At 66.9% G+C, this 19,668-nt stretch carries 16 protein-coding genes; 3 read left to right on the plus strand and 13 right to left on the minus strand.

Annotation, left to right across the window (positions count from 1 at the left end):
* The first annotated feature begins 34 nt into the window (after nt 1-34).
* Nucleotides 35-952 (plus strand): M48 family metallopeptidase, encoded by a 918-nt coding sequence (locus NX782_RS04805; protein ID WP_258844285.1) that lies wholly within the window; start codon nt 35-37, stop codon nt 950-952.
* Between the two features lie 45 nt (nt 953-997).
* On the opposite strand, the gene NX782_RS04810 is transcribed toward NX782_RS04805, so the two are convergent.
* From NX782_RS04810 to NX782_RS04835, 6 genes are all read right to left on the minus strand, one after another.
* Entirely contained in the window at nt 998-1,558 is a 561-nt protein-coding gene (locus tag NX782_RS04810) for a YcxB family protein (RefSeq protein ID WP_258844286.1), read from the minus strand.
* A 46-nt stretch (nt 1,559-1,604) separates the two neighbouring features.
* Nucleotides 1,605-2,879 (minus strand): lipid IV(A) 3-deoxy-D-manno-octulosonic acid transferase, encoded by a 1,275-nt coding sequence (waaA, locus tag NX782_RS04815; RefSeq protein WP_258844466.1) that lies wholly within the window; start codon nt 2,877-2,879, stop codon nt 1,605-1,607.
* The gene (waaC, locus tag NX782_RS04820) at nt 2,879-3,859 is read right to left on the minus strand and encodes a lipopolysaccharide heptosyltransferase I (protein ID WP_258844287.1); all 981 of its coding nucleotides are present in this window, start codon (nt 3,857-3,859) and stop codon (nt 2,879-2,881) included. The genes waaA and waaC overlap by 1 nt, the downstream gene beginning before the upstream one ends.
* Nucleotides 3,859-5,241, minus strand: coding sequence for a phosphomannomutase/phosphoglucomutase (locus NX782_RS04825; protein WP_258844288.1), 1,383 nt, complete (start codon nt 5,239-5,241; stop codon nt 3,859-3,861). The genes waaC and NX782_RS04825 overlap by 1 nt, the downstream gene beginning before the upstream one ends.
* A gap of 191 nt (nt 5,242-5,432) precedes the next feature.
* Entirely contained in the window at nt 5,433-5,762 is a 330-nt protein-coding gene (locus NX782_RS04830) for an H-NS histone family protein (protein ID WP_258844289.1), read from the minus strand.
* Nucleotides 5,763-5,848: 86 nt separating this feature from the next.
* Entirely contained in the window at nt 5,849-6,943 is a 1,095-nt protein-coding gene (locus tag NX782_RS04835; RefSeq protein ID WP_258844290.1) for an MraY family glycosyltransferase, read from the minus strand.
* Nucleotides 6,944-7,163: 220 nt separating this feature from the next.
* On the opposite strand from NX782_RS04835, the gene NX782_RS04840 reads away from it, so the two are divergent.
* Nucleotides 7,164-8,015 (plus strand): symmetrical bis(5'-nucleosyl)-tetraphosphatase, encoded by an 852-nt coding sequence (locus NX782_RS04840; RefSeq protein WP_258844467.1) that lies wholly within the window; start codon nt 7,164-7,166, stop codon nt 8,013-8,015.
* A 1-nt stretch (nt 8,016) separates the two neighbouring features.
* On the opposite strand, the gene NX782_RS04845 is transcribed toward NX782_RS04840, so the two are convergent.
* Genes NX782_RS04845 through NX782_RS04870 form a run of 6 tightly spaced genes read right to left on the minus strand, consistent with a single transcriptional unit; the run spans nt 8,017 to nt 12,608 of the window.
* Nucleotides 8,017-8,760, minus strand: coding sequence for a lysophospholipid acyltransferase family protein (locus tag NX782_RS04845; RefSeq protein WP_258844291.1), 744 nt, complete (start codon nt 8,758-8,760; stop codon nt 8,017-8,019).
* Between the two features lie 10 nt (nt 8,761-8,770).
* Nucleotides 8,771-10,060, minus strand: a complete 1,290-nt coding sequence (locus NX782_RS04850; RefSeq protein WP_258844292.1) for a dihydroorotase — start codon at nt 10,058-10,060, stop codon at nt 8,771-8,773.
* An 11-nt stretch (nt 10,061-10,071) separates the two neighbouring features.
* Complete coding sequence (locus NX782_RS04855) at nt 10,072-11,037, minus strand: aspartate carbamoyltransferase catalytic subunit (protein WP_258844293.1); 966 nt, start codon at nt 11,035-11,037, stop codon at nt 10,072-10,074.
* Entirely contained in the window at nt 11,030-11,554 is a 525-nt protein-coding gene (gene pyrR / locus NX782_RS04860; RefSeq protein WP_258844294.1) for a bifunctional pyr operon transcriptional regulator/uracil phosphoribosyltransferase PyrR, read from the minus strand. The genes NX782_RS04855 and pyrR overlap by 8 nt, the downstream gene beginning before the upstream one ends.
* Nucleotides 11,538-11,933: a Holliday junction resolvase RuvX gene (ruvX, locus tag NX782_RS04865; protein ID WP_258844295.1), complete on the minus strand. Its 396-nt coding sequence runs from the start codon at nt 11,931-11,933 to the stop codon at nt 11,538-11,540. Before ruvX ends, pyrR begins: the two co-directional genes overlap by 17 nt.
* 18 nt (nt 11,934-11,951) lie before the next feature.
* Nucleotides 11,952-12,608 carry a YqgE/AlgH family protein gene (locus NX782_RS04870; protein ID WP_370661761.1) on the minus strand — a complete coding sequence of 219 codons (657 nt, stop codon included), beginning with the start codon at nt 12,606-12,608 and terminating at the stop codon, nt 11,952-11,954.
* A 190-nt stretch (nt 12,609-12,798) separates the two neighbouring features.
* Between NX782_RS04870 and NX782_RS04875 the strand changes: the two genes are divergently transcribed.
* Nucleotides 12,799-14,238: a cryptochrome/photolyase family protein gene (locus NX782_RS04875; protein WP_258844296.1), complete on the plus strand. Its 1,440-nt coding sequence runs from the start codon at nt 12,799-12,801 to the stop codon at nt 14,236-14,238.
* Here NX782_RS04875 and NX782_RS04880 read toward each other — a convergent pair.
* A complete protein-coding gene (locus tag NX782_RS04880) occupies nt 14,227-19,668 on the minus strand; it encodes a hybrid sensor histidine kinase/response regulator (protein ID WP_258844297.1) in 5,442 nt (1,813 codons plus the stop codon). The two genes, NX782_RS04875 and NX782_RS04880, sit on opposite strands and share 12 nt — an antisense overlap.

Consider the following 19,668-nt stretch of genomic DNA (forward strand, 5'->3'; position numbering starts at 1 on the left):
GAAAGCACCATCGGCACCATCGCTGCAGCCCACCATGACCTCCCCGAAGACCGAAGCGTCACAGCTCGAGCTGTTTACGCAGGAACTGTTTGCGGCGTTCAAACCCGCCGCATCACCAACGTCAGCGCCACCGGCACCCCGGCCGCCGGTCCCGCTGTTCAAGGCCCCAAGCCGGCCCACGCCCACTCTCCCGGTGCCCCCGGTTGGCCCGAACGATGCGCCGCTGCGCAAGATCCAGCTCGGATCGCACACCGTCCACTACGTGCTGCGCCGCTCGGCGCGCCGCTCCCACGGCTTCATGATCAGCGACGACGGCCTGCACGTGACCTCGCCGCGCCGTGCGCCGCTGGACGACGTCGAACGCGCCATCCGCGCCAAGCAAAGCTGGATCCTGACCAAGCTGTTCGAACGCAGCGAGCGCCGCAGCATGCGCGCCGAACGGCCGCCGGTGGCCTGGGTCGACGGCGCGAAGCTGCCCTATCTGGGCGCCGACATCACACTCCGCCTGGAAGCGGCGGCACGCAGCCACTGCGTGTTCGATGCACAGACGCGCGAACTGCGCCTGGGCGTGACGCCAGGCCTGGAGGAATGGCAGATCCGCGAACGGGTCAAGCTGTGGTTCCAGGCCGAGGCCAAGCGCCTGTTCGGCGAGCGCCTGGACCTGTATGCGCCGCAGGTGGGCGTCAGCTACAGGGCGTTCGCGCTGTCGTCGGCCGGCACGCGCTGGGGTTCGTGCACGGTGGCCGGCAACATCCGCCTGAACTGGAAGCTGGTGCATTACCCGCGGGCGCTGCTGGATTACGTGGTGGTGCACGAACTGGCCCACCTGCGCGAGATGAACCACAGCCCGGCATTCTGGGCCGTGGTGGGTGAGGTGTTCCCGGATTACGATGGCGCCAAGGCGGCGCTCAAGAAGCGGTCGATCGAGATGCCGGTTCTATTCCCCGAGTAGGGTGGGCACCCTGTGCCCACGCGTGACGCATGCGATATGTCGGCGTCACGCGGTGCCGCGCAACTGCAACTCCCCCGCCGCGCGCGCCGCGGCGATTCCCTTCATCGCATCGACCTCCTTCGTGCTAAGGCAGCGGAAGGGAATCGGCAGCGTGCCGCGCTTGAGCACCATCATGAAGCCATTGGTGTAAGTACGGATGCGCGCCACGTCGTCCCAGCCGATCAGCGTGACGCCAGTGTCGCTGGTGCGCACGATGCCATGCTGGTCGATGGTGAATTCGTAGGTGCGGCGTCCACGGCGCAGCAGCACGAAGTGCGTGGCCGCCGCCAAAGTGCTCTTGATGCGCAGGTAGATGCCCATCGGCCAGCGGATGCGGCGGCGGCGGATCAGATAGCCGCCGTGCTCCCACATGAAGCGGATGTATTCGAACAGCGAATAACGAACCCAGAAATGCAGGCTGTACAGCGCCGCAGGCGGATGCACGACCGGTATCGGCGCCGGCGGCATCGCATCGGCTCCCAGATCCGTCATCATTTCAGGCGCGTCCATGAGTGCGGCGCCGCCATCCACGTTGCCGCCCGCTCGCGCACGATTAGACCACAACATGTGCATCCCCTTTCGTTATCCAAGCTAAAGAGAATGGTAACAAAAGCTATGCAATAAGTTGTCGCAAGAGTTCAACAGTGCGCACGGTCGCGCCACGATGGTGGCCGGCGAAAGCCAGCGCCTGTTCGCCCATCCGTGCGCGGGCGGCATCGTCGGTCAGCAGGCGCGCCGCCTCTCGCATCAGGGCGGCGGCATCCGGCACGCGCAGGGCGGCGCCGGCGGCGACGGCTTCCTCGGTCGCCTGCAGGAAGTTGAAAGTGTGCTCGCCGACCAACACCGGCTTGCCGACGGCGCAGGCCTCGATCAGATTCTGGCCGCCCAGCGGCAGCAGGCTGCCGCCGATGAAGGCGCAGTCGCAGGCGGCAAAATAGGCGAACATCTCGCCCATCGAATCGCCCAGCAGGACCTCGCTGTCGACCTGTTCGGGCAGCTGCGAGCGGCGCGCCAGGCTCAGGCCGCGTTCCTCGGCCATGCGCGCCACCTCGTCGAAGCGCTGCGGATGGCGCGGCACCAGCAGCAGCAGCATGTTGGCCGGTTTGTCCGCCAGCGCCCGCCAGGCGTCGAGGATGAGCGCCTCCTCGCCCTCGCGCGTCGAGGCGCACAGCAGCACCGGACGCTGCGCGAAACGCGCACGCAGCATGGCGCCGGTCTGCAGCGCGGCTTCGGGCGGCACGACGTCGAACTTGATGCTGCCGGTGACGGCAACCTTGGGCGCGCCCAGCGATGCAATGCGCGACGCGTCAAGCTCGGTCTGGGCCGCCGCCAGCGTGATGCCGCGCGCCGCTTCCATCATGATCCCGCCGAAGCGCTGGCCGCGGCGCAGCGAGCGCTCGGACAAGCGTGCGTTCACCAGCGCCACCGGCACCCCGTGCCTGCGGCAGCCGGCGATCAGGTTCGGCCAGACCTCGGTCTCCATCAGGATGCAGACGGTGGGTGCGAAATGGCGCAGGAAGCGCCCGACCATGAAACCGGTGTCGTAGGGCAGGAAGGACTGGACGACGCGGTCCCCATGCTTGCCGAACAGGGCCTTGCCGGTGGCGCGGCCGGTCGGCGTCATGTGGGTCAGCAGGATGCGGCAATCGGGCCAGGCGCGCAGCAGGCTCTCCACCAGCGGCTCGGCGGCGCGGGTCTCACCCACCGACACCGCGTGCACCATGATGGTCCTGCGCAGGTGCTGGTCCGGCGAGGGCGTACGGCCGTAAAAGCCCAGGCGCTCGCCCAGGTGCTGGCGGTAGCCCGGCTCCTTGCGTCCGCGCCACCACAGGCGGCCCAGCACCAGCGGCATCGCCAGCCACCACATGAAGGAATAGAAGAGCCGCATCATCCGCGCTCCAGCAGGCTGCGCGCCGCTTCCACGACTTCGCCCACCGGGGGTGGCCGGCCGGTGTCGCCCAGATTGACGATCCGCGGCGACCAGTTGCCTTCGGTTTTCCAGCGCGGCGAATCGCAGTAGATCTCGACCGTCGGCCGTACGAAAGCCGCGGCGATGTGGGTCAGGCCGGTATCGACGCCGACCGCCAGCGCCGCGTGGCGCGCCAGCTCGACCGCATCCATCATCGACAGCTTCGGCAGCACGCTGGCATTCGGCAGCGCGGCGGCCAGGCGTTCCGCTTCGTCCTTCTCCTTCGGCGAGCCCCAGGGCAGCAGGACCGGCAGCGGCGCCAGGGCGCGGCCGAGCGCGATCCAGTTCTCCGGCGCCCACTTCTTGGCGTCGCGCGCGGTCCCGTGGAAGAACACGGCATAGTCTTGCGCCGGCATCCAGGCCGGGCGCCGGGCCGGATCGGGCGCCGGCAAGCCGAAATCGGGCGGCGTGTCGACCGCATAGCCGAGCGCCGCGGCAGCGACTTCGCGGCCGCGCTGCACCGCGTGGGTGCGCGGCGCCACCGGGATACTGCGGCTGTGGAAGATGCGCGAGACGCCCTCGTAGCCCGAGTCCTCGGTGCCGTTCGCCATGCCGACCTTGTGGCCGCCCGGGCGCACGCGCGCGGCGGCCATGATGATGCCGGTCTTGATCAGTCCCTGGGTGTCGAACACGTAGTCGTACTGTTCCGCGCGCAGGTCGCGGAAGAAGCCGCGCAGCTCGGCGCGCACGGCGGGGTCCCTGAGGCCCTTTTTCCAGCGCCGCAGCGCGAACGGAATCACCTTGCGCACATGGGGATTGAGGCGCACCAGGCTCACATAACCCTCTTCCACCACCCAGTCGATCCGGGCACCGGGATGGTGGCGCAGGATGTCGGCCACCATCGGCAAATTGTGCAGGACGTCGCCCAGCGACGACACCCGCACCAGCAGGATCTTCATCAGAATGGCAGCTTGGCGTCGGGCTTGGCAGCCAGGATCACGCGCGCGAACTCTTTTTGAATACGCTCGAGCGCTTCCGGGCTTTCGCCTTCGAAGCGCAGCACCACCACCGGCGTCGTGTTCGAGCCGCGCGCCAGGCCGAAGCCGTCCGCATACTCGACGCGCAGGCCGTCGATATCGACCACGCGCTCGGCGCCCGGGAACTGCGCATCGGTGCGCAGCTTGTCGATCAGCGCGAAATTCTCGCCTTCCTGCAGGTGCAGGTGCAGTTCCGGCGTGCTGCTGGCCTTCGGCAGCGCGTTCAGCACGGCCGAGGGATCGCTTTCGCGAGTCAGGATTTCGAGCAGACGCGCACCGGTGTAGAGGCCGTCGTCGAAGCCGAACCAGCGGTCCTTCCAGAAGATGTGGCCGCTCATCTCGCCGCCCAGCGGGGCGCCGGTTTCCTTCAGCTTGGCCTTGACCAGCGAGTGCCCGGTCTTCCACATCAGCGGACGGCCGCCGTGGCTGGCGATCCATGGGCCGAGGTGGCGCGTGCACTTGACGTCGTAGAGGATCTCGGCGCCCGGGTTGCGCGACAGGACGTCGGCGGCGAACAGCATCATCTGGCGGTCCGGGAAGATGATCTGGCCATCCTTGGTCACCACGCCGAGGCGGTCGCCATCGCCGTCGAAGGCGAGGCCGAGTTCGGCGTCGCCATTCTTCACGGCGGCGATCAGGTCTTCCAGGTTTTCCGGGTGCGCCGGATCCGGATGGTGGTTCGGGAAGTGGCCGTCGACTTCGCAGAACAGTTCCGTCACTTCGCAGCCCATCGCGCGATACAGTTCGCCAACGAAGGCGCCGGCCACGCCGTTGCCGGCATCGACCGCGATCTTGATCGGGCGGGCGATCTTGACGTCATCCGCGATGCGCTGGATGTAGGCATCCTTGATATCGTGGGTGGTATAGGCGCCCGGGGTGGCGGCCGGCGTGAAGCTGGCGCTTTCGATGGCCTGGTACAGGGCCTGGATGGCGTCGCCGTAGATCGCTTCGCCGGCCAGCACCATCTTGAAGCCGTTGTAGTCGGGCGGGTTATGGCTGCCGGTGACCATGATGCCGCTGTGCGCGTCCAGCACGTTGGTGGCGAAATACACCATCGGCGTTGCGACCATGCCCAGGTCGATCACGTCCACGCCGGCTTCGCGCAAACCGTCGGCCAGCGCTTGCGCCAGGCTGGGACCGGACAGGCGGCCGTCGCGGCCGATCACGACCTTGCGTTCCCCTTTCGCCAGCGCCGCGGCGCCGAAAGCCTGGCCAATCTTCCTTGCGATGCCGGCGTCGAGCGTGCTGTCGAGGACGCCACGGATGTCATAAGCCTTGAAGATCGTTTTCGAAAGAGGGACCATTGCCTATACCTTGAAGAAAAAGAGCTTCATTGTAATGGCTAGCACGAGGCTTGGGAACGATGTGCCCTACGGTGCGAAGGGGATGTGGCGGGAAATACAGGCGGGGAAAAATACTGCAGGCAGGATCGGCAATCGGAACCGATGCCGGTATTCCGCCGCCGCGGTGCACGCGGCGGCGAATGCGAAATGAATCAGACGCGCAGTTTGTCCAGCGAATTACCGCCTTCGACCCATTCTTTGACCCATTTCGGCTGACGGCCACGGCCGGTCCACTGCTGGGATTCGTTTTCCGGATTACGGAAACGAACGGCGACCGAACCCGAGCTCGATTTGCCGCCCGACTTGGCGCCGCGACCGCTGGTGGCGATCAGATCTTTCAGAGGAACGCCCACGCTTTGCGCGATCGCCATGATCTGTTCGCGCGCCTTTTGCAGATCCTGCTGCTCACGCTGTTTCATCTCCTGCTTGATCTGCTCCTGCAGATTACGCAAATCGCCCAAGGACATATTAGACAGATCCATCATCGTTCCTTTATCAATGTTAAGTTGAAACAGATTTTATCGAAATCTCACCAATTGTCGCAATATACACTATTTGCAATAATCTGCTAGTTCTTTTTGTTCCAAATCAGCCAGCGTGGAGACTTGAATCGAACAATACGCGCGTATAACCAAACGTAACTGATAATGAACAACAAACAGAAGAATATCAGCGGTCCCGTATTCCGCCAGAACACGGTTGCCGGGATAACCGCGGTCAATGAAAAGAACCACAGGTAAGGCGAGGTGCGCGCATTCCGTTTCATCAGTGCGCGCGCTTCCTTGCGACCCACCGTCCATTGCACGATGCGCCTGAAAATCAGGCTATGCAGATGAATACCATCGGGCATTGCCGGGGATTTTCCGCGTACAAACATACGCCTGTACGCAGAAAATATAGTTTCGAAAGCCGGATAAATCAACAGCAATGCGGCATACCAGGTCGATACCGTCGGATTGCGCATCACCAGCAGCAAGGCCAGTTCGCCGAGCATGAAACCGATGAAGTAGGCGCCGCCGTCGCCGAGGAAAATCAGCCCGACCGGATAATTCCAGATGAGGAAGCCGGCAGTCGCGCCGGCGACGGTCAATGCCGATACCAGCACGAACATGTCGCCGACCTGCCAGGCGACATAAGCCAGCGATATCAGCATGCAGATCACGACCACGCTGGCCAGTCCATTGAAGCCATCGATGATATTCACCGCATTCGCGATCCCGGCAACCGCCAGTATCGTCAGCGGCAGCACGATCCACGGCGAGACCAGATTCCAGCTCATGAACGGCATATCCAGACGCGCGATTTTCGCATCCAGCACCAGATAGCCGAGCAGGCCCGCAATCATGGTTAATACGAGGCGCCGCGAAGGCCGCACCTTGCCGGTATAGTCTTCGACGATTCCGCCGGCAAAGGCGATCGACGAGCACACCAGCAGCGCCAGCAGCCAATAACCGAGGGAAGGTTCGCGCCATACCGAAATCCCGGCACTGATGGCGACTGCGAGGAAAATCGGCAGCCCGCCTATCCTGGCGACGTCGTGCAAATGCACCTTCTGGACACCGCTGAAATTGTTGTCGAGCGCAGGACCGTGCAATTTCGAATGCTTGATGACCAGCAGTGTCAGCAATGCAGAAGAGACAAAACTCAGGAGGAATGAAAACATTTATTCTTTTTTAGATGCAATAACCGGTCAGGCAATCCGTATGCACGCCAGGATAAATGCACCGGCTGTCGCTTATTCGATACAGGCTGCGGCAAAACCCCATTGTACTGGATTAGGGCCTGTCTCCCGAACCCAGCAGTTTACGCGCTCGGCGCCTGTTCCGATTGAGGCAGATCGGCTCATTTATGAAAGCGCCCAAATACATTAGTATCGCCACATGATGAAAACTTATGTGATTGGCGACCTGCAGGGGTGCGCCCATGAAGCCGCGCTCCTGCTGGAACGTATCGCCGCCGATGCGCACACGATGGAGGAAGCGCGCATCCTCTTCGTCGGCGATTTGATCAACCGTGGGCCGGAATCCCTGACCGCGCTGCGCCGCATGAAAGCACTGTCGGAAGCCAGCCAGGGCCGGGTCGAGGCTCTGCTCGGCAACCACGACCTGCACCTGCTGGCGGTGGCGGCCGGGGTCCAGAAGGCCAGCCGCTCGGACACCCTGGACGAGATCCTGGCCGCCCCCGACCGCGACGAACTGATCGCCTGGCTGCGCCGGCGCCCACTGGCGATGTTCGTCGATGCGCACTTGCTCGTTCACGCCGGCGTGCCGCCGCAATGGAGCGCGGAGCAGACCATGGCCTTGGCTGCCGAGGTCGAGACGGTGCTGCGCGGCGACGGCTGGGCCGACTTCCTCGCACAGATGTACGGCAACGAGCCGGACCGCTGGGATGACGCCCTGACCGGCGTGGCCCGGCTGCGCTGCATCGTCAATGCCCTCACCCGCATGCGCCTGTGCTGGCCCGACGGCCGCATGGACTTCCTGCACAAGGAAAGCGACAAGGGACCGGAAGGCTCGGATCTGCTGCCCTGGTTCGACGTGCCGGGCCGCCGTACCGCCGACGTGACCGTGGTGTTCGGACACTGGTCGGCCCTTGGGCTGGTGCTGCGTCCGAACCTGGTGGGGCTGGACAGCGGTTGCGTGTGGGGCGGCAAGCTGACTGCGGTGTGCCTGGACGACCGCACTTTGCTGCAGGTGGATTGTCCCGAATACCGGGAGCACAGCGGAAAGAAGTAATTCAGACGCGGAGCGCGGCGCCGATCGCATCGTGCGCCGCCTTCGCCAGCTCACGCCGATGCGCACCCTGCGTCTCGATCGGCGCCAGGCAGGCCAGGCGCGCGCGTACCGGCTCGCCTTTCAAAATGCGGAAGATGCTGTCGACGAAGGTCGTGTCGCCGGTGTAGTCGACCGCCGGATGCCAGCCGCCCGCGCTGTCGAGATAGGCCAGCGCGACCGGCTGCACCGGCACTTCGGCGTCGATGGCCGCCTCGAACAGGTTGGCGTGGAAGGGCAGCAGGCTGCCCTGGCTGGCCGTGGTCCCCTCCGGGAAGAAGACCACGCGCTGATGCTGGGCCAGCGCATCGACCAGTCCCTTGAAAATGTGGCGCAGGTCGCGCCGGTTGCCGCGCGCGATGAACACGGTGCCGGCCTGCGCGACCAGCCAGCCGAGCACCGGCCAGGCGCGGATCTCGGCCTTGGCCACGAAGCGGCAGGGGTGCAGGGAATTGATGACGAAGATGTCGAGCCAGGAGATGTGGTTCGACACGATCAGCGCGTGTCCCAATGCGGTTTGTTCACCATCTGCGCCCTGCCCGCGCTCGAGCTCGACCCGGCAGATGCGCAGCAGGCGCGCCGACCAGCGCCGCACCAGGCGCTCGCGCAGCGCCGCGCCGGCCCAGGGAAAGACCAGCGCGCAGGTCAGCAAGCCTTGCAGCAGGTGGAGGATGAGGCGCGCAAGGCGCCATCCGAGCCGGATGTTCACGCGCCGGGTATCAGGCTCGGCGCTCCCACGCCAGGTGGCCGGCGACCACGGTCGCCCTCACCTGCCCGCTCAGCTCATAGCCGAGGAAGGGCGTGTGCTTGCCCTGGCTGGCCAGCGCGGACGGCGCCACCAGCCAGCGTGCCTGCGGGTCGAACACCACCACGTCGGCGCTGGCGCCGACCGACAGCGTGCCCGCCGGCAGGCCGGCCATGCGCGCCGGATCGGCGGTGATCTTGCGGATCGCCTGCGCCAGCGCGTCCGTGGCTGCATGCTGCTCTTCCGCCCATTTCAGGGTCAGGGACAGCAGCAGTTCCAGGCCGGTGGCGCCGGGCGAAGCTTCGGCGAAGGGCAGCAGCTTCTCGTCGTCGTCGACCGGGGTGTGGTCCGAGCAGACGGCGTCGATCGTCCCATCCAGCAGCGCCGCGCGGATCGCTTCGCGGTCGCGCTGGGTGCGCAGCGGCGGCGTCAGGCGCGCGTTGGGGTCGAAGAAGCCGATGTCGGCATCGGTCATGTGCAGGTGGTGCACGCCGACGTCGCAGGTGACCGGCAGGCCTTCCTTCTTGGCGGCGCGGATCAGCTCCAGCGCCGCGCTTGATGAAATACGGCACAGGTGCACGCGCGCGCCGCTGGCCCGCATCAGTTCGAAGATGGTGTGCAGGGCGATGGTCTCGGACATCACCGGCACGCCGGACAGGCCCAGGCGCGACGCCAGCGGACCGGCATGCGCCACGCCGCCGCGGCCGATGTACGGGTCCTGCGGGCGCAGCCAGACGGTGTAGCCGAAGGTTTTCGCATACTGCAGCGCGCGCAGCAGCACGGTGGTGTCCTCGATCGGCTCCTCGGCCTGGGCGAAGCCGATGCAGCCGGCTTCGGTCAGCTCGGCCATTTCGGTCAGGGACTTGCCCTTCAGGCCGACAGTGAGCGCGCCCAGCGGATGCACGTTGGCCTGGTTCAGGATGCGCGCGCGGTGCTTGAGCATCTCGACCAGGCCCGGCTCGTCGAGCACCGGGTCGGTGTCGGGCGGGCAGACCAGCGTGGTCACGCCGCCCTGCATCGCCGCCTGCATCTCCGACTCCAGTGTCGCCTTGTATTCGTAACCCGGCTCGCGCAGGCGGGCCGAGAGGTCGACCAGGCCCGGCGCCACCACCAGGCCGGTGGCGTCGATGGTGCGGGCGGCTTCGAAACCCTCCGGCGCGCTGCCCACGCCCGCCACCTTGCCGTCGGCGATGTACAGGTCCTGCACGGCATCGATGCCGTTTGCCGGATCGATCACCCGGCCGTTCTTGATATGTAAGTTCATGCGTGCGAAGGTTAAGTATGACTACCGGCCACAATGCTCATCACCGCCATCCGTACCGCGATACCGAAGGTCACCTGCGGCAGGATCACCGCCTGCGCGCCGTCCGCCACGGCCGAGTCGATCTCGACGCCGCGGTTCATCGGTCCCGGGTGCATCACGATCGCATCCGGCTTGGCCAGGGCCAGGCGCTCCGGCGTCAGGCCGTAGCTCTTGAAGTATTCGCCGGCCGAAGGCAGCAGCGCGCCCGTCATGCGCTCGTTCTGCAGGCGCAGCATGATGATCACGTCGACGTCCTTCAGGCCTTCGTCGATGTCGGTGAACACGCGCACGCCCATCTGTTCCAGGCCGCCCGGTAGCAGCGTATGCGGGGCGATCGCGCGCACTTCCGGCACGCCCAGCGTGGTCAGCGCGTGGATGTCCGAACGCGCCACGCGGCTGTGCAGGATGTCGCCGACGATGGCCACGCGCAGGTTGGTGAAGTCCTTCTTGTAGTGCCTGATCGTGTACATGTCGAGCAGGCCTTGGGTCGGGTGCGCATGGCGGCCGTCGCCGGCGTTCACCACGTGCACGTGGTTCTGCTTCGTATCGTTCAGGTGCTTGGCGATCAGGTAGGGCGCGCCCGACTGCGAGTGGCGCACCACGAACATGTCGGCATGCATGGCCGCCAGGTTGTCGATGGTGTCGAGCAGGGACTCGCCCTTCGAGGTCGAGGAGGCAGCGATGTTCAGGTTGATGACGTCGGCCGACAGGCGCTTGGAGGCGATCTCGAAGGTGGTGCGGGTGCGGGTCGAGTTCTCGAAGAACAGGTTGAACACGCTCTTGCCGCGCATGAGCGGCACCTTCTTGACCTCGCGGTCCGAAATGCTCACGAAGCTCGAGGCGGTGTCGAGGATGTGGTTGAGGATGGACTTGGGCAGGCCTTCGATACTCAGAAGGTGCTGCAGCTCGCCGTTCTTGTTGAGTTGCGGGTTATGCATTGTCGTCTTCGATCGTGAGCGAGAGTTGACCGGCGCTAGTGCGCGACAGGGCCAGCGACTGGCCAGGCGGGAGAACGGTGCGCACGCCCGCGAAATCCGCCGCGACCGGCAGTTCGCGGCCGCCACGGTCGGCCAGCGCAGCCAACATGATACGCTGCGGACGGCCGTAGTCGAACAGCACGTTGATCGCGGCGCGCACCGTGCGGCCGGTTTCCAGCACGTCGTCGACCAGCAGGATGGTGGCGCTGTCGACGTTGAACTCGATGCGGGTCGGCTTCACGTCCGGGTGCAGGCCCTTTTTCGCGTAATCGTCGCGGTAGAAGGAGACGTCGATAAAACCGAGGCGGTTCTGCAGGCCGAGGTCGGCGGCGAGCCGCTCGGCCAGCCAGGCGCCGCCCGAATGGATGCCGACGATGGCGGCATCGGGCACGCCGGCAAGCCCGGCGCGCACCTGCTCGAGCAGGGTGCGGTACAGCGCCTCGGCGTCGTAAACCGCTTGGTCAGTAGGAGTTGGCATGGTCGTCAAAGTATTGTTGCAAAATGATGGCGGCGGCCTTGGCGTCGATGATCTCGCCGCGCTTGGCGGGGATCACGGCAGACGAATAGCGCTCGTCGACCAGCTCGACGGGCAGCTTGAAACGGCCGTGCAGTTGATTGGCGAAGCGGCGCGCACGCAGGGTCATGTCATGCTCGGCGCCGTCGGGATGGCGCGGCTCGCCGACCACGAGACGGGCCGGCTTCCATTGCGCAATGAGCTCGCCGATGACGTTGAAGCGGGTCGCGTTGTCGACGGCCTTGATGACGGAAAGAGGCTGTGCCTGGCCAGTCAGCGTGTTGCCCATCGCGATACCGATGCGCTTGACGCCGAAGTCGAATCCGAAAACGATCTCTACCATTACAGGGACACGATCCCCTTATGCATGGCCGGCTTCCGTTGCGAGCATGAGCGGATCGATGCCCAGCAGCTTGATGGCGGCTGTGTAGCGTTCCTCGATCGGCAGGTCGAACAGGACCCTGGCGTCGGCGCCCACCGTGAGCCAGCCGTTGCGGGCGATTTCCTCTTCCAGCTGGCCCGGACTCCAGCCGGCATAGCCGATCGAAACCAGCATGCGCTGCGGACCGGTGCCGTTGGCGACCGCTTCCAGCACGTCGATCGAGGTGGTGAAGGCGACGTCGTCGGTGACGCTGAGCGAGGACGAATAACGGCCGCCCGGCGAATGCAGCACGAAACCGCGATCGTCCTGCACCGGACCGCCGAACATGATCGGCTCGTCGCCCACGTTGGGACGCAGGGTGTCGGTCACCTTCAGGTCGATACGGTCGAACAGCACGTCCATGGTCATGTCGGTCGGCTTGTTGATGACGACGCCGAGCACGCCCTTGTCGTTGTGTTCGCAGATATACACGACCGTACCGCCGAAGATCGGGTCATTCATCGACGGCATGGCGATCAGGAAATGATTTGCCAGGTTCAGTTCGGACTGGACCGAGCCCGATTCCATCAGGCTCTCGGGCGCCTCCTGGGGCATCCCGGGCATGCTTAGAGGCTTGCCGACCTTACTTTTCTTCATACGCATACTCTCTGTTGGCTCACTCTCTACGACCGCTGGTGGTCCACACGATAAGCTTGGGTTTTTCGCTAGTTTACACCCATTTGCTTACGCGGCCATGAAGGCGCGTTGGCGGGCGCTTTGTCGGCGCCCAAGTCGAAAGAATGGTAGACAGTAAAATGCCCAACTGCATTGACTCCACACACAGAAGATGACCCTGAGAAACTCTCTGGTCTGGTTCCGGCGCGACCTGCGGGTCGAGGACCATGCCGCCCTGCACCACGCACTGCGTTCCTCCGATCGCGTGCACTGCGTATTCGTGTTCGATACCGAAATCCTGACTGGCCTGCCGCGCGACGACCGCCGCGTGCAGTTCATCCACGCCAGCCTGGTCGAACTCGACGCGCGCCTGCGTTCATGGGGAGCTTACCTGATCGTGCGCGAAGGGCGCGCCGCAGACGAGATCGTGCGCCTGGCCGCCGAGCTGGACGCGGAATCGGTGTTCGCCAACCACGACTACGAACCGGCCGCCATCGCGCGCGACCGCGCAGTCCAGCAGCGCCTGCGCGAGGCCGGGCGCAGCCTGCAGACCTTCAAGGACCAGGTGATCTTCGAAAAGGAGGACGTGCTGACCCAGGCCGGCGGCGCCTTCTCCGTCTTCACGCCCTACAAGAATGCCTGGCTCAAGCGACTGGCGGCGCATCCGGAGGCCATCGAGGCGTACGACACCGCGCCCTGGGCCGACAAATTGGCGCCCGCGCCTGCGGGACACCGGCTGCCGACGCTGGAAGAACTCGGCTTCGTCCCCAACGCCGCCCCCATTCTCCCGGCCGGCATGTCCGGCGCCCGGCAGCTGCTGGACAGCTTCCTGCAGCGCATCGACGACTACCGTACCCAACGCGACTTCCCGGCGCTGGACAGCACCTCGCGGCTGTCGGTGCACCTGCGCTTCGGCACGCTGTCGGTGCGCGGCCTTGTGCGCCTGCTGCGCGCACGCGCGGACCATGGGAAAGATGGCGCCGCGACCTGGCTGTCGGAGCTGATCTGGCGTGAGTTCTACATGATGATCCTGCAGCGCCATCCGCGCGTGCAGACGCAGTCCTTCAAGGCCGCCTTCGATAGGCTGCAGTGGGAAGAAGGACCAGAGGCCGACGCGGCGTTCGCGGCCTGGTGCGAGGGCCGCACCGGCTATCCGCTGGTCGATGCGGCGATGGCGCAGCTGAACCGCACCGGCTTCATGCACAACCGCCTGCGCATGGTGACGGCCAGTTTTCTGACCAAGGATCTCGGGATTTCGTGGCTGCGCGGCGAACGTTATTTCGCGGCGCAATTGAACGACTACGAACTGGCGTCGAACAACGGCGGCTGGCAGTGGGCGGCATCGACCGGCTGCGACGCCCAGCCCTGGTTCCGCATCTTCAATCCGGTCACGCAATCGAAGCGCTTCGATCCGGACGGCGCCTTCATCCGCCGCTGGCTGCCGCAGCTGGCCGCGCTCGAAGGAACGGCCATCCATGCGCCCTGGCTGGCGAAACCGGCTGCGCTGGAGCGCGCCGGCCTGGTGCTGGGCCGCGACTACCCGCTGCCCATCGTCGACCACGAGCAGGCGCGCGAACGCACGCTGGCGCGCTTCGGTGCCTTACGAGAGTAATCCGCCGATCGCCGCCAGCAGCACGTCTTCCTGGAAGGGCTTGCCGAAGTAGGCATCCACGCCCAGGCCGAGCGCATAGTTGCGGTGCTTGTCGGCGGTACGCGAGGTGATCATGATGATCGGGATGGCGTGGGTGGTCTCGTTGTCGCGCACGTTGCGGGTCAGGTCGAAGCCGTCCATGCGCGGCATCTCGATATCGACCAGCATCAGGTCGGGACGGGTCTCCGGCGCCTGGATCTGCTCCAGCGCCTCGACGCCATCCTTGGCCAGCAGCACCCGGTAGCCCTCGCGCTCCAGCAGGCGCTGGGTCACGCGGCGCACGGTCAGCGAATCGTCGACCACCATGATGGTCGCGCGGTGTGCCGGCGCGGCCGCTGCCTCGTCCTGCACCGGGGCCGGCAGGCCGTGGTCCGGCAGCAGCAGCGGATTCAGGATCAGCACGATCTCGCCCGAACCCAGCACGGTGGCGCCGGCAATGCCCGGCAGGCGCGCCAGCTGCGGCCCGACGTTCTTGATCACGACCTCGCGGTTGCCCAGCACCTCGTCGACCTGCAGCGCCAGCCGGTGGGCGCCGGCGCCCAGCACCAGCACCGGCAGGGAGCGCGCGCCGCCCGGGCCGCCCGGCTCGTTCAGCATTTCCGGCAGATAGCGCAGCGGCACCGCTTCGCCCTGGACCTGGATCGCGCCGGCGGCACGGGCCGCGGCCAGCTCGGCTTCGCGCACCTGCAGCACCTGGCCGACCAGGTTGGCCGGCAACGCATAGGTCTTGGCGCCGCTGGCCACCAGCACGACCTGGTTGACGGCCAGGGTCAGCGGCAGGTGGATGGTGAAGGTCGCGCCCTTGCCCGCTTCGCTGGCGATCTCGACGCGTCCGCCTAGCGCGCGCGCTTCGGAACGCACCACGTCCATGCCGACGCCGCGGCCGGCCAGTTCGGTCAGCGCATCGGCGGTCGAGAAGCCCGGCTCGAAGATCAGTTCGGCCAGCTCGGCATCCGCCACCTCGGCGTCAGGGCCGAGCAGGCCATTGGCCTCGCCCTTGGCGCGGATGCGTGCCAGGTCCAGGCCGGCGCCATCGTCGGCAAAGCGGATCTGCACCTCGTTGCCCTGCTGGCTGACCTGCACCAGCAGCTCGCCGGTTTCGGGCTTGCCGCTCTCTAAACGGCGCGCACGCGCTTCGACGCCGTGCACGATGGCGTTGCGCAGCAGGTGTTCGAAGGGCGCCGCCATCCGTTCCAGCACGCTGCGGTCGATCTCGACCGCGCCGCCGCGGATGTCCAGGTTGACGCGCTTATCGGTCTCCTTCGCGGTCTGGCGCGCGACGCGGAACAGGCGCTCGGACAAACTCGCGAACGGCACCATCCGTGCCCGCATCAGGTCGCGCTGCAGTTCGCGCGTCAGGCGCGACTGCGTCGACAGGTCTTCGACGGCGGCATCCACCGTGCGGCTCAATCCTTCGTGGAAGGAGGCGACGTCGTTCACGCTCTCGGCCATCATGCGCGTCAGTTCCTGCAGGCGCGTGAAGCGGTCGAATTCGAGCGGATCGAACTCGCGCTCGCCGGCGATCGACAGGCGCGAAGCGATCTGCGACTCGGCCTGCATCTCGACTTCGCGCAGCTGGTGGCGCAGGCGCCCCAGGTTGTCCGAGAAATCGGCGAGCGCCGACTTCAGCGAGCCGACCTGGTTTTCCAGCTTGGAGCGCGTGATCGACACTTCGCCGGCCTGGTTGACCAAGCGGTCGAGGATGTCGGCACGCACCCGCACCAGCGGCGCACGCACGGCCTGCTGCAGGTCCGCCTGTGCCTGCGGCTGCGCCTCCGCCGGCGACGGGGATGCCGGCGCGGCCTGGCCGTCCGGCTGCTGCAGCTGTTCGAACAGCAGCAGCGCCTGGTCGTAGTTGGCCAGCAGTTCGTCGAAGGCCGCCGGGCTGGTGGTGCCGGCATGCAGCATGTTCTCGATCTGGGTTTCCAGCGCGTGCGTGTGCTGGCCCAGGCGCATCGCGCCGGCCATCCGGGCGCTGCCCTTCACCGTGTGCAGCGCGCGCAGCAGCCCATGGGCGACGGCGTTGGCGGCCGGGTCCTGTTGCCACTCGCGCAGATCCTTGCCGATCTGCGGCAGCAGGTCCGCCGCTTCTTCCATGAAGACCGGCAGCAGGTCCGGGTCCAGCTCGTCGGTGAAGATCGGTTCGGCGGCCAGCACCGGCTCCGGCTCGGGCTCCGGCTCGGGCTCGGGCTCCGCCGCGATCCCGGCGGCCATCTCCGCGGCGGGTTCGGCGGCGGCGAAGGACTCGTCGAGGTCGGCGGCAGCGTCGAAGACCAGTTGCGGTTCGGGTTCCACTTCCGGCGCCACAGCCTGCTCCAGGCTCGGCGCCGCAAACGGATCGTCGAAATAGCTGTCGAACAGATCGTCGACGGCGGCCACCGCCGGGTCGACCGGCTGCGGCTCGGTCGCGCGCAATCCCGGCGCGGGCGTATCCAGTTCCGGCACGGCCAGCGGGCCGGCCGGCAGCGGCGGGTCGGCCAGGATGCTGTCGTAGGCGGCGGCGAACAGCGCGTCCAGGCGCTGCGCCAACTCTTGGTCGGCGCCGTCGAACACGCTGTCGGCCTTCTTGCGCCCCAGCTCGTCGCGCAGGCCCTGCAGGCGCGCCAGCAGTTCCGGCTGCGCCGGCGCCAGCTCGCCCAGCGAAAACACCTGGCGCATGATGCGCACGCGTTCCACGGTTTCGTCGAGCAGCTGCTGCTGTTCCTCGCTCAGCGGCGGGGTCGCCACCTGCAGCGCTTCTTCGAGCGCGAACGCGATCTCGCGCAGCGCGTGGAAGCCGACCGTGGCCGAGGTACCGCCCAGCGTATGCGAGGCCTTCAGCGCCTGCGCCGAGACCGCGCGCAGCGGCTCTTCGCGCCACTGGGCAAAGTCGCGCCCCAGGGTGCCGATCAGCTCCTCGGTCTCGCCCAGGTAGATGTTATACAACGGCAACGGGATCTCGAGCCCGCCGATGCGCTTGATGTTCTCTTCGGCCAGCGGGAAGGCGACCACGTTCGGCGGCAGCGCCTCCCCGGTTTCCACCGCGGCGACGTCGATGGCATCGATGTCGGCGGCAGGGTCGGCCACGGTTTCTTCGACAACCGGGGCCGCCGGCTCTTCCACCGCAAAGACGCCGCCCTCCTGCACCCGCGCCGCGGCGGCCGCCAGGGCCTCGCCGTCGCGCGCGCTGCCCGCTCCCGCGGCCAGTTCCTCGACCCAGGCCGACAGCTCGGCATGCGCACGGTCCAGCAGCGCCAGCAGGTCCGGCGTGGCGGCGCGCGATTCGGCCAGCCACAGGTTCATGGTCTTTTCGATGGCGGCGGCAAGCGACGCGAAGCGGTCCAGCCCGACCATGCGGCCGCTGCCCTTCAAGGTGTGGAAGGAGCGGCGCAGGCGGGTCAGGGTTTCCTGGCTATCCGGCTGGGCATGCGCGGCCGGCAGCGTGGCGGCGACCACGCCCAGCACTTCCTGGGCTTCGCTGATGAAAATCTCCAGCAGCTCGGCCTCGATGGCGGCATCGCCCTGCGCCGCATCGGCAACGGCATCGGGAACCGCATCGGCAACGACGTCGGCAACTGCATCGGCAGGCGCCGGCGCCGCGACGGCAGCCGGTGCCTCGGCCGCTGTAGGTGCCTCCGGCGGCTCCGGCTGCGCCACCTCGTCCGCCGGCGCATCGACAACATCGGCCGCATCGAAGGGCAGCTCGCGGAACAGGCCTTCATCGGCATCGAAGCGGAAGCGGCGGCGTGCGGTGTCGGTGTTCTGCGCCAGCGCGTCGATGAAGAAGCCGAGCGCGCCGACGTTCTGGGCCAGGTTTTCCAGCACCCGGGTGCGGGTGGCGTCGTCCTGCCCGCCGGCGGCCAGTTCGCGCACGCGTTCGCGCACGTGCTCACAGGCGCGCGTGGCCTGGTCCTGGTCGAGGATGGACAGTGCGCCCTGCAACTGGTGCAGCAGCGGGTCGGCCTGTTCCAGCGTGTCGGTGCGCGTGGGGTTTTCGTGGAATTCGTCGATCAGTTTTTCGACCTGGCGCAGGCCGGTGCGGATCTCGCCCGCCAGCACGGCCACGGTCTGGCCCTGCTGCAGTTCGCGTGCGAGATCGCCCTGCCAGAGGGGCGCTTCGGGCGGCGTCTCGCCCTGCGCCAGTGCCAGCAGGCGCTGGCCGACCGCCTCGGCATGCTGACCGAAATCCTCGGGCAGTTGGCGCACCTGGTCGAGCCCATGCTCGACGAACAGCATCGCCGCCGCCATCTCCATGCTGAACTGGTCGCTGCGCCCGCCGGTCACGGCCTGGCGCGCGGCCTCGCCCAGCTCGCGCAGCAGCTGCGCCAGTTGCGGTGCGCCCAGCTTTTCGCTGGCCCCGGCCAGCCTGGCCAGGGCGCCGTCGAAATCGGCTTCCTGCTCGGGCACGCCTTCGCCGGCGAGACGATCCCAGCCTTCCTTGGTCTTGGCCAGCGCTTCCTTCGCATCCTTCAGCGCTTCGCGGTCGATGCGGCCATAGCGGCGCGTCAGATAGTCGTGCGGGACCTGTCCTTCGATGCCATGGGCGTCGCGCAGCATGCGGGCGTCAAGCGTCGGTTCCGGCGCCTGGGCGACGAAGAACAGCGCGTCGCGCAGAATCGCCTCGGGCAGGCTGGTATGCCCTTGCACCATGCGGCGCAGCTGCAGGTTGATCTGGCCGAGCAGCTGCTTGAGGTAGATGTCGCTGGGGAGCTGGCCGTGCGCGGCCAGGTCGGCCACGGTTTGCATCGCCAGCCAGAAGCCGTACGGACGAACCTCCGTCTGGGCGCGCGTGATCGGCGCCAGGGCGTCGCGCAGCTCGCCGGCGGCCTCCGGGCTGCCGCTTTTGAGGAAGGGCAGCAGCGCCTTTTCGAAGCGCGCGCGGCAGGCCGCCAGGTCGGGCGCGGTGTCATGGCCGCCCGGCGGCACCAAGGCGGCGGCGCTGTGCAGCACCAGCATCTCGCCGGGATGCACACGCTCCGCGCCCAGCAATTCCTGCAAGGCCCGGTAATAAGGGAACAGGCGCACCGGCTGCTGCGCGCTGCCGCCCAGCAGCTCTTCCAGGTACTCGACCAGCGCCTGGTAGGCTTCGCCGACCACCGCGGCATGTTCGGCGGTGACCGCCAGCGAGCCGTCCTTGAAGCGGTCGATGGCCTTCTCGGCGGCGCCGGTCAGGCGGTCGACGCCCTCGACGTCCACCATCTGCAGCGCGCCGTGGGCCTGGTGCAGGTGGGTCCTGGCGTGCAGCAGCAGGGTCGGCTGCGCCTCGAGGCTGCGTCCCGCCGCGTCCTGCAGCGCCTTGGCCGACCGCTCGAGGGCGTCGCGGATCTCGCCGAGCACCCATGACAGGGGGCCGGTATCGAAGGGCGCCGCGAAAGTGGACGAAGACGAAGGCAGGGACGAGGTCGGGATCAT

Source organism: Massilia norwichensis, from assembly GCF_024753245.1.
Lineage (GTDB): Bacteria > Pseudomonadota > Gammaproteobacteria > Burkholderiales > Burkholderiaceae_D > Telluria > Telluria norwichensis.

Bases quoted from the DNA above. Each gene is read 5' to 3' on its own strand.
- NX782_RS04805 (WP_258844285.1), top strand. From the start codon at position 35: ATGACCTCCCCGAAGACCGAAGCGTCACAGCTCGAGCTGTTTACGCAG.
- NX782_RS04810 (WP_258844286.1), bottom strand. From the start codon at position 1,558: ATGTTGTGGTCTAATCGTGCGCGAGCGGGCGGCAACGTGGATGGCGGC.
- waaA (WP_258844466.1), bottom strand. From the start codon at position 2,879: ATGCGGCTCTTCTATTCCTTCATGTGGTGGCTGGCGATGCCGCTGGTG.
- waaC (WP_258844287.1), bottom strand. From the start codon at position 3,859: ATGAAGATCCTGCTGGTGCGGGTGTCGTCGCTGGGCGACGTCCTGCAC.
- NX782_RS04825 (WP_258844288.1), bottom strand. From the start codon at position 5,241: ATGGTCCCTCTTTCGAAAACGATCTTCAAGGCTTATGACATCCGTGGC.
- NX782_RS04830 (WP_258844289.1), bottom strand. From the start codon at position 5,762: ATGGATCTGTCTAATATGTCCTTGGGCGATTTGCGTAATCTGCAGGAG.
- NX782_RS04835 (WP_258844290.1), bottom strand. From the start codon at position 6,943: ATGTTTTCATTCCTCCTGAGTTTTGTCTCTTCTGCATTGCTGACACTG.
- NX782_RS04840 (WP_258844467.1), top strand. From the start codon at position 7,164: ATGAAAACTTATGTGATTGGCGACCTGCAGGGGTGCGCCCATGAAGCC.
- NX782_RS04850 (WP_258844292.1), bottom strand. From the start codon at position 10,060: ATGAACTTACATATCAAGAACGGCCGGGTGATCGATCCGGCAAACGGC.
- NX782_RS04855 (WP_258844293.1), bottom strand. From the start codon at position 11,037: ATGCATAACCCGCAACTCAACAAGAACGGCGAGCTGCAGCACCTTCTG.
- pyrR (WP_258844294.1), bottom strand. From the start codon at position 11,554: ATGCCAACTCCTACTGACCAAGCGGTTTACGACGCCGAGGCGCTGTAC.
- ruvX (WP_258844295.1), bottom strand. From the start codon at position 11,933: ATGGTAGAGATCGTTTTCGGATTCGACTTCGGCGTCAAGCGCATCGGT.
- NX782_RS04870 (WP_370661761.1), bottom strand. From the start codon at position 12,608: ATGAAGAAAAGTAAGGTCGGCAAGCCTCTAAGCATGCCCGGGATGCCC.
- NX782_RS04875 (WP_258844296.1), top strand. From the start codon at position 12,799: ATGACCCTGAGAAACTCTCTGGTCTGGTTCCGGCGCGACCTGCGGGTC.
- NX782_RS04880 (WP_258844297.1), bottom strand. From the start codon at position 19,668: ATGATCCCGACCTCGTCCCTGCCTTCGTCTTCGTCCACTTTCGCGGCG.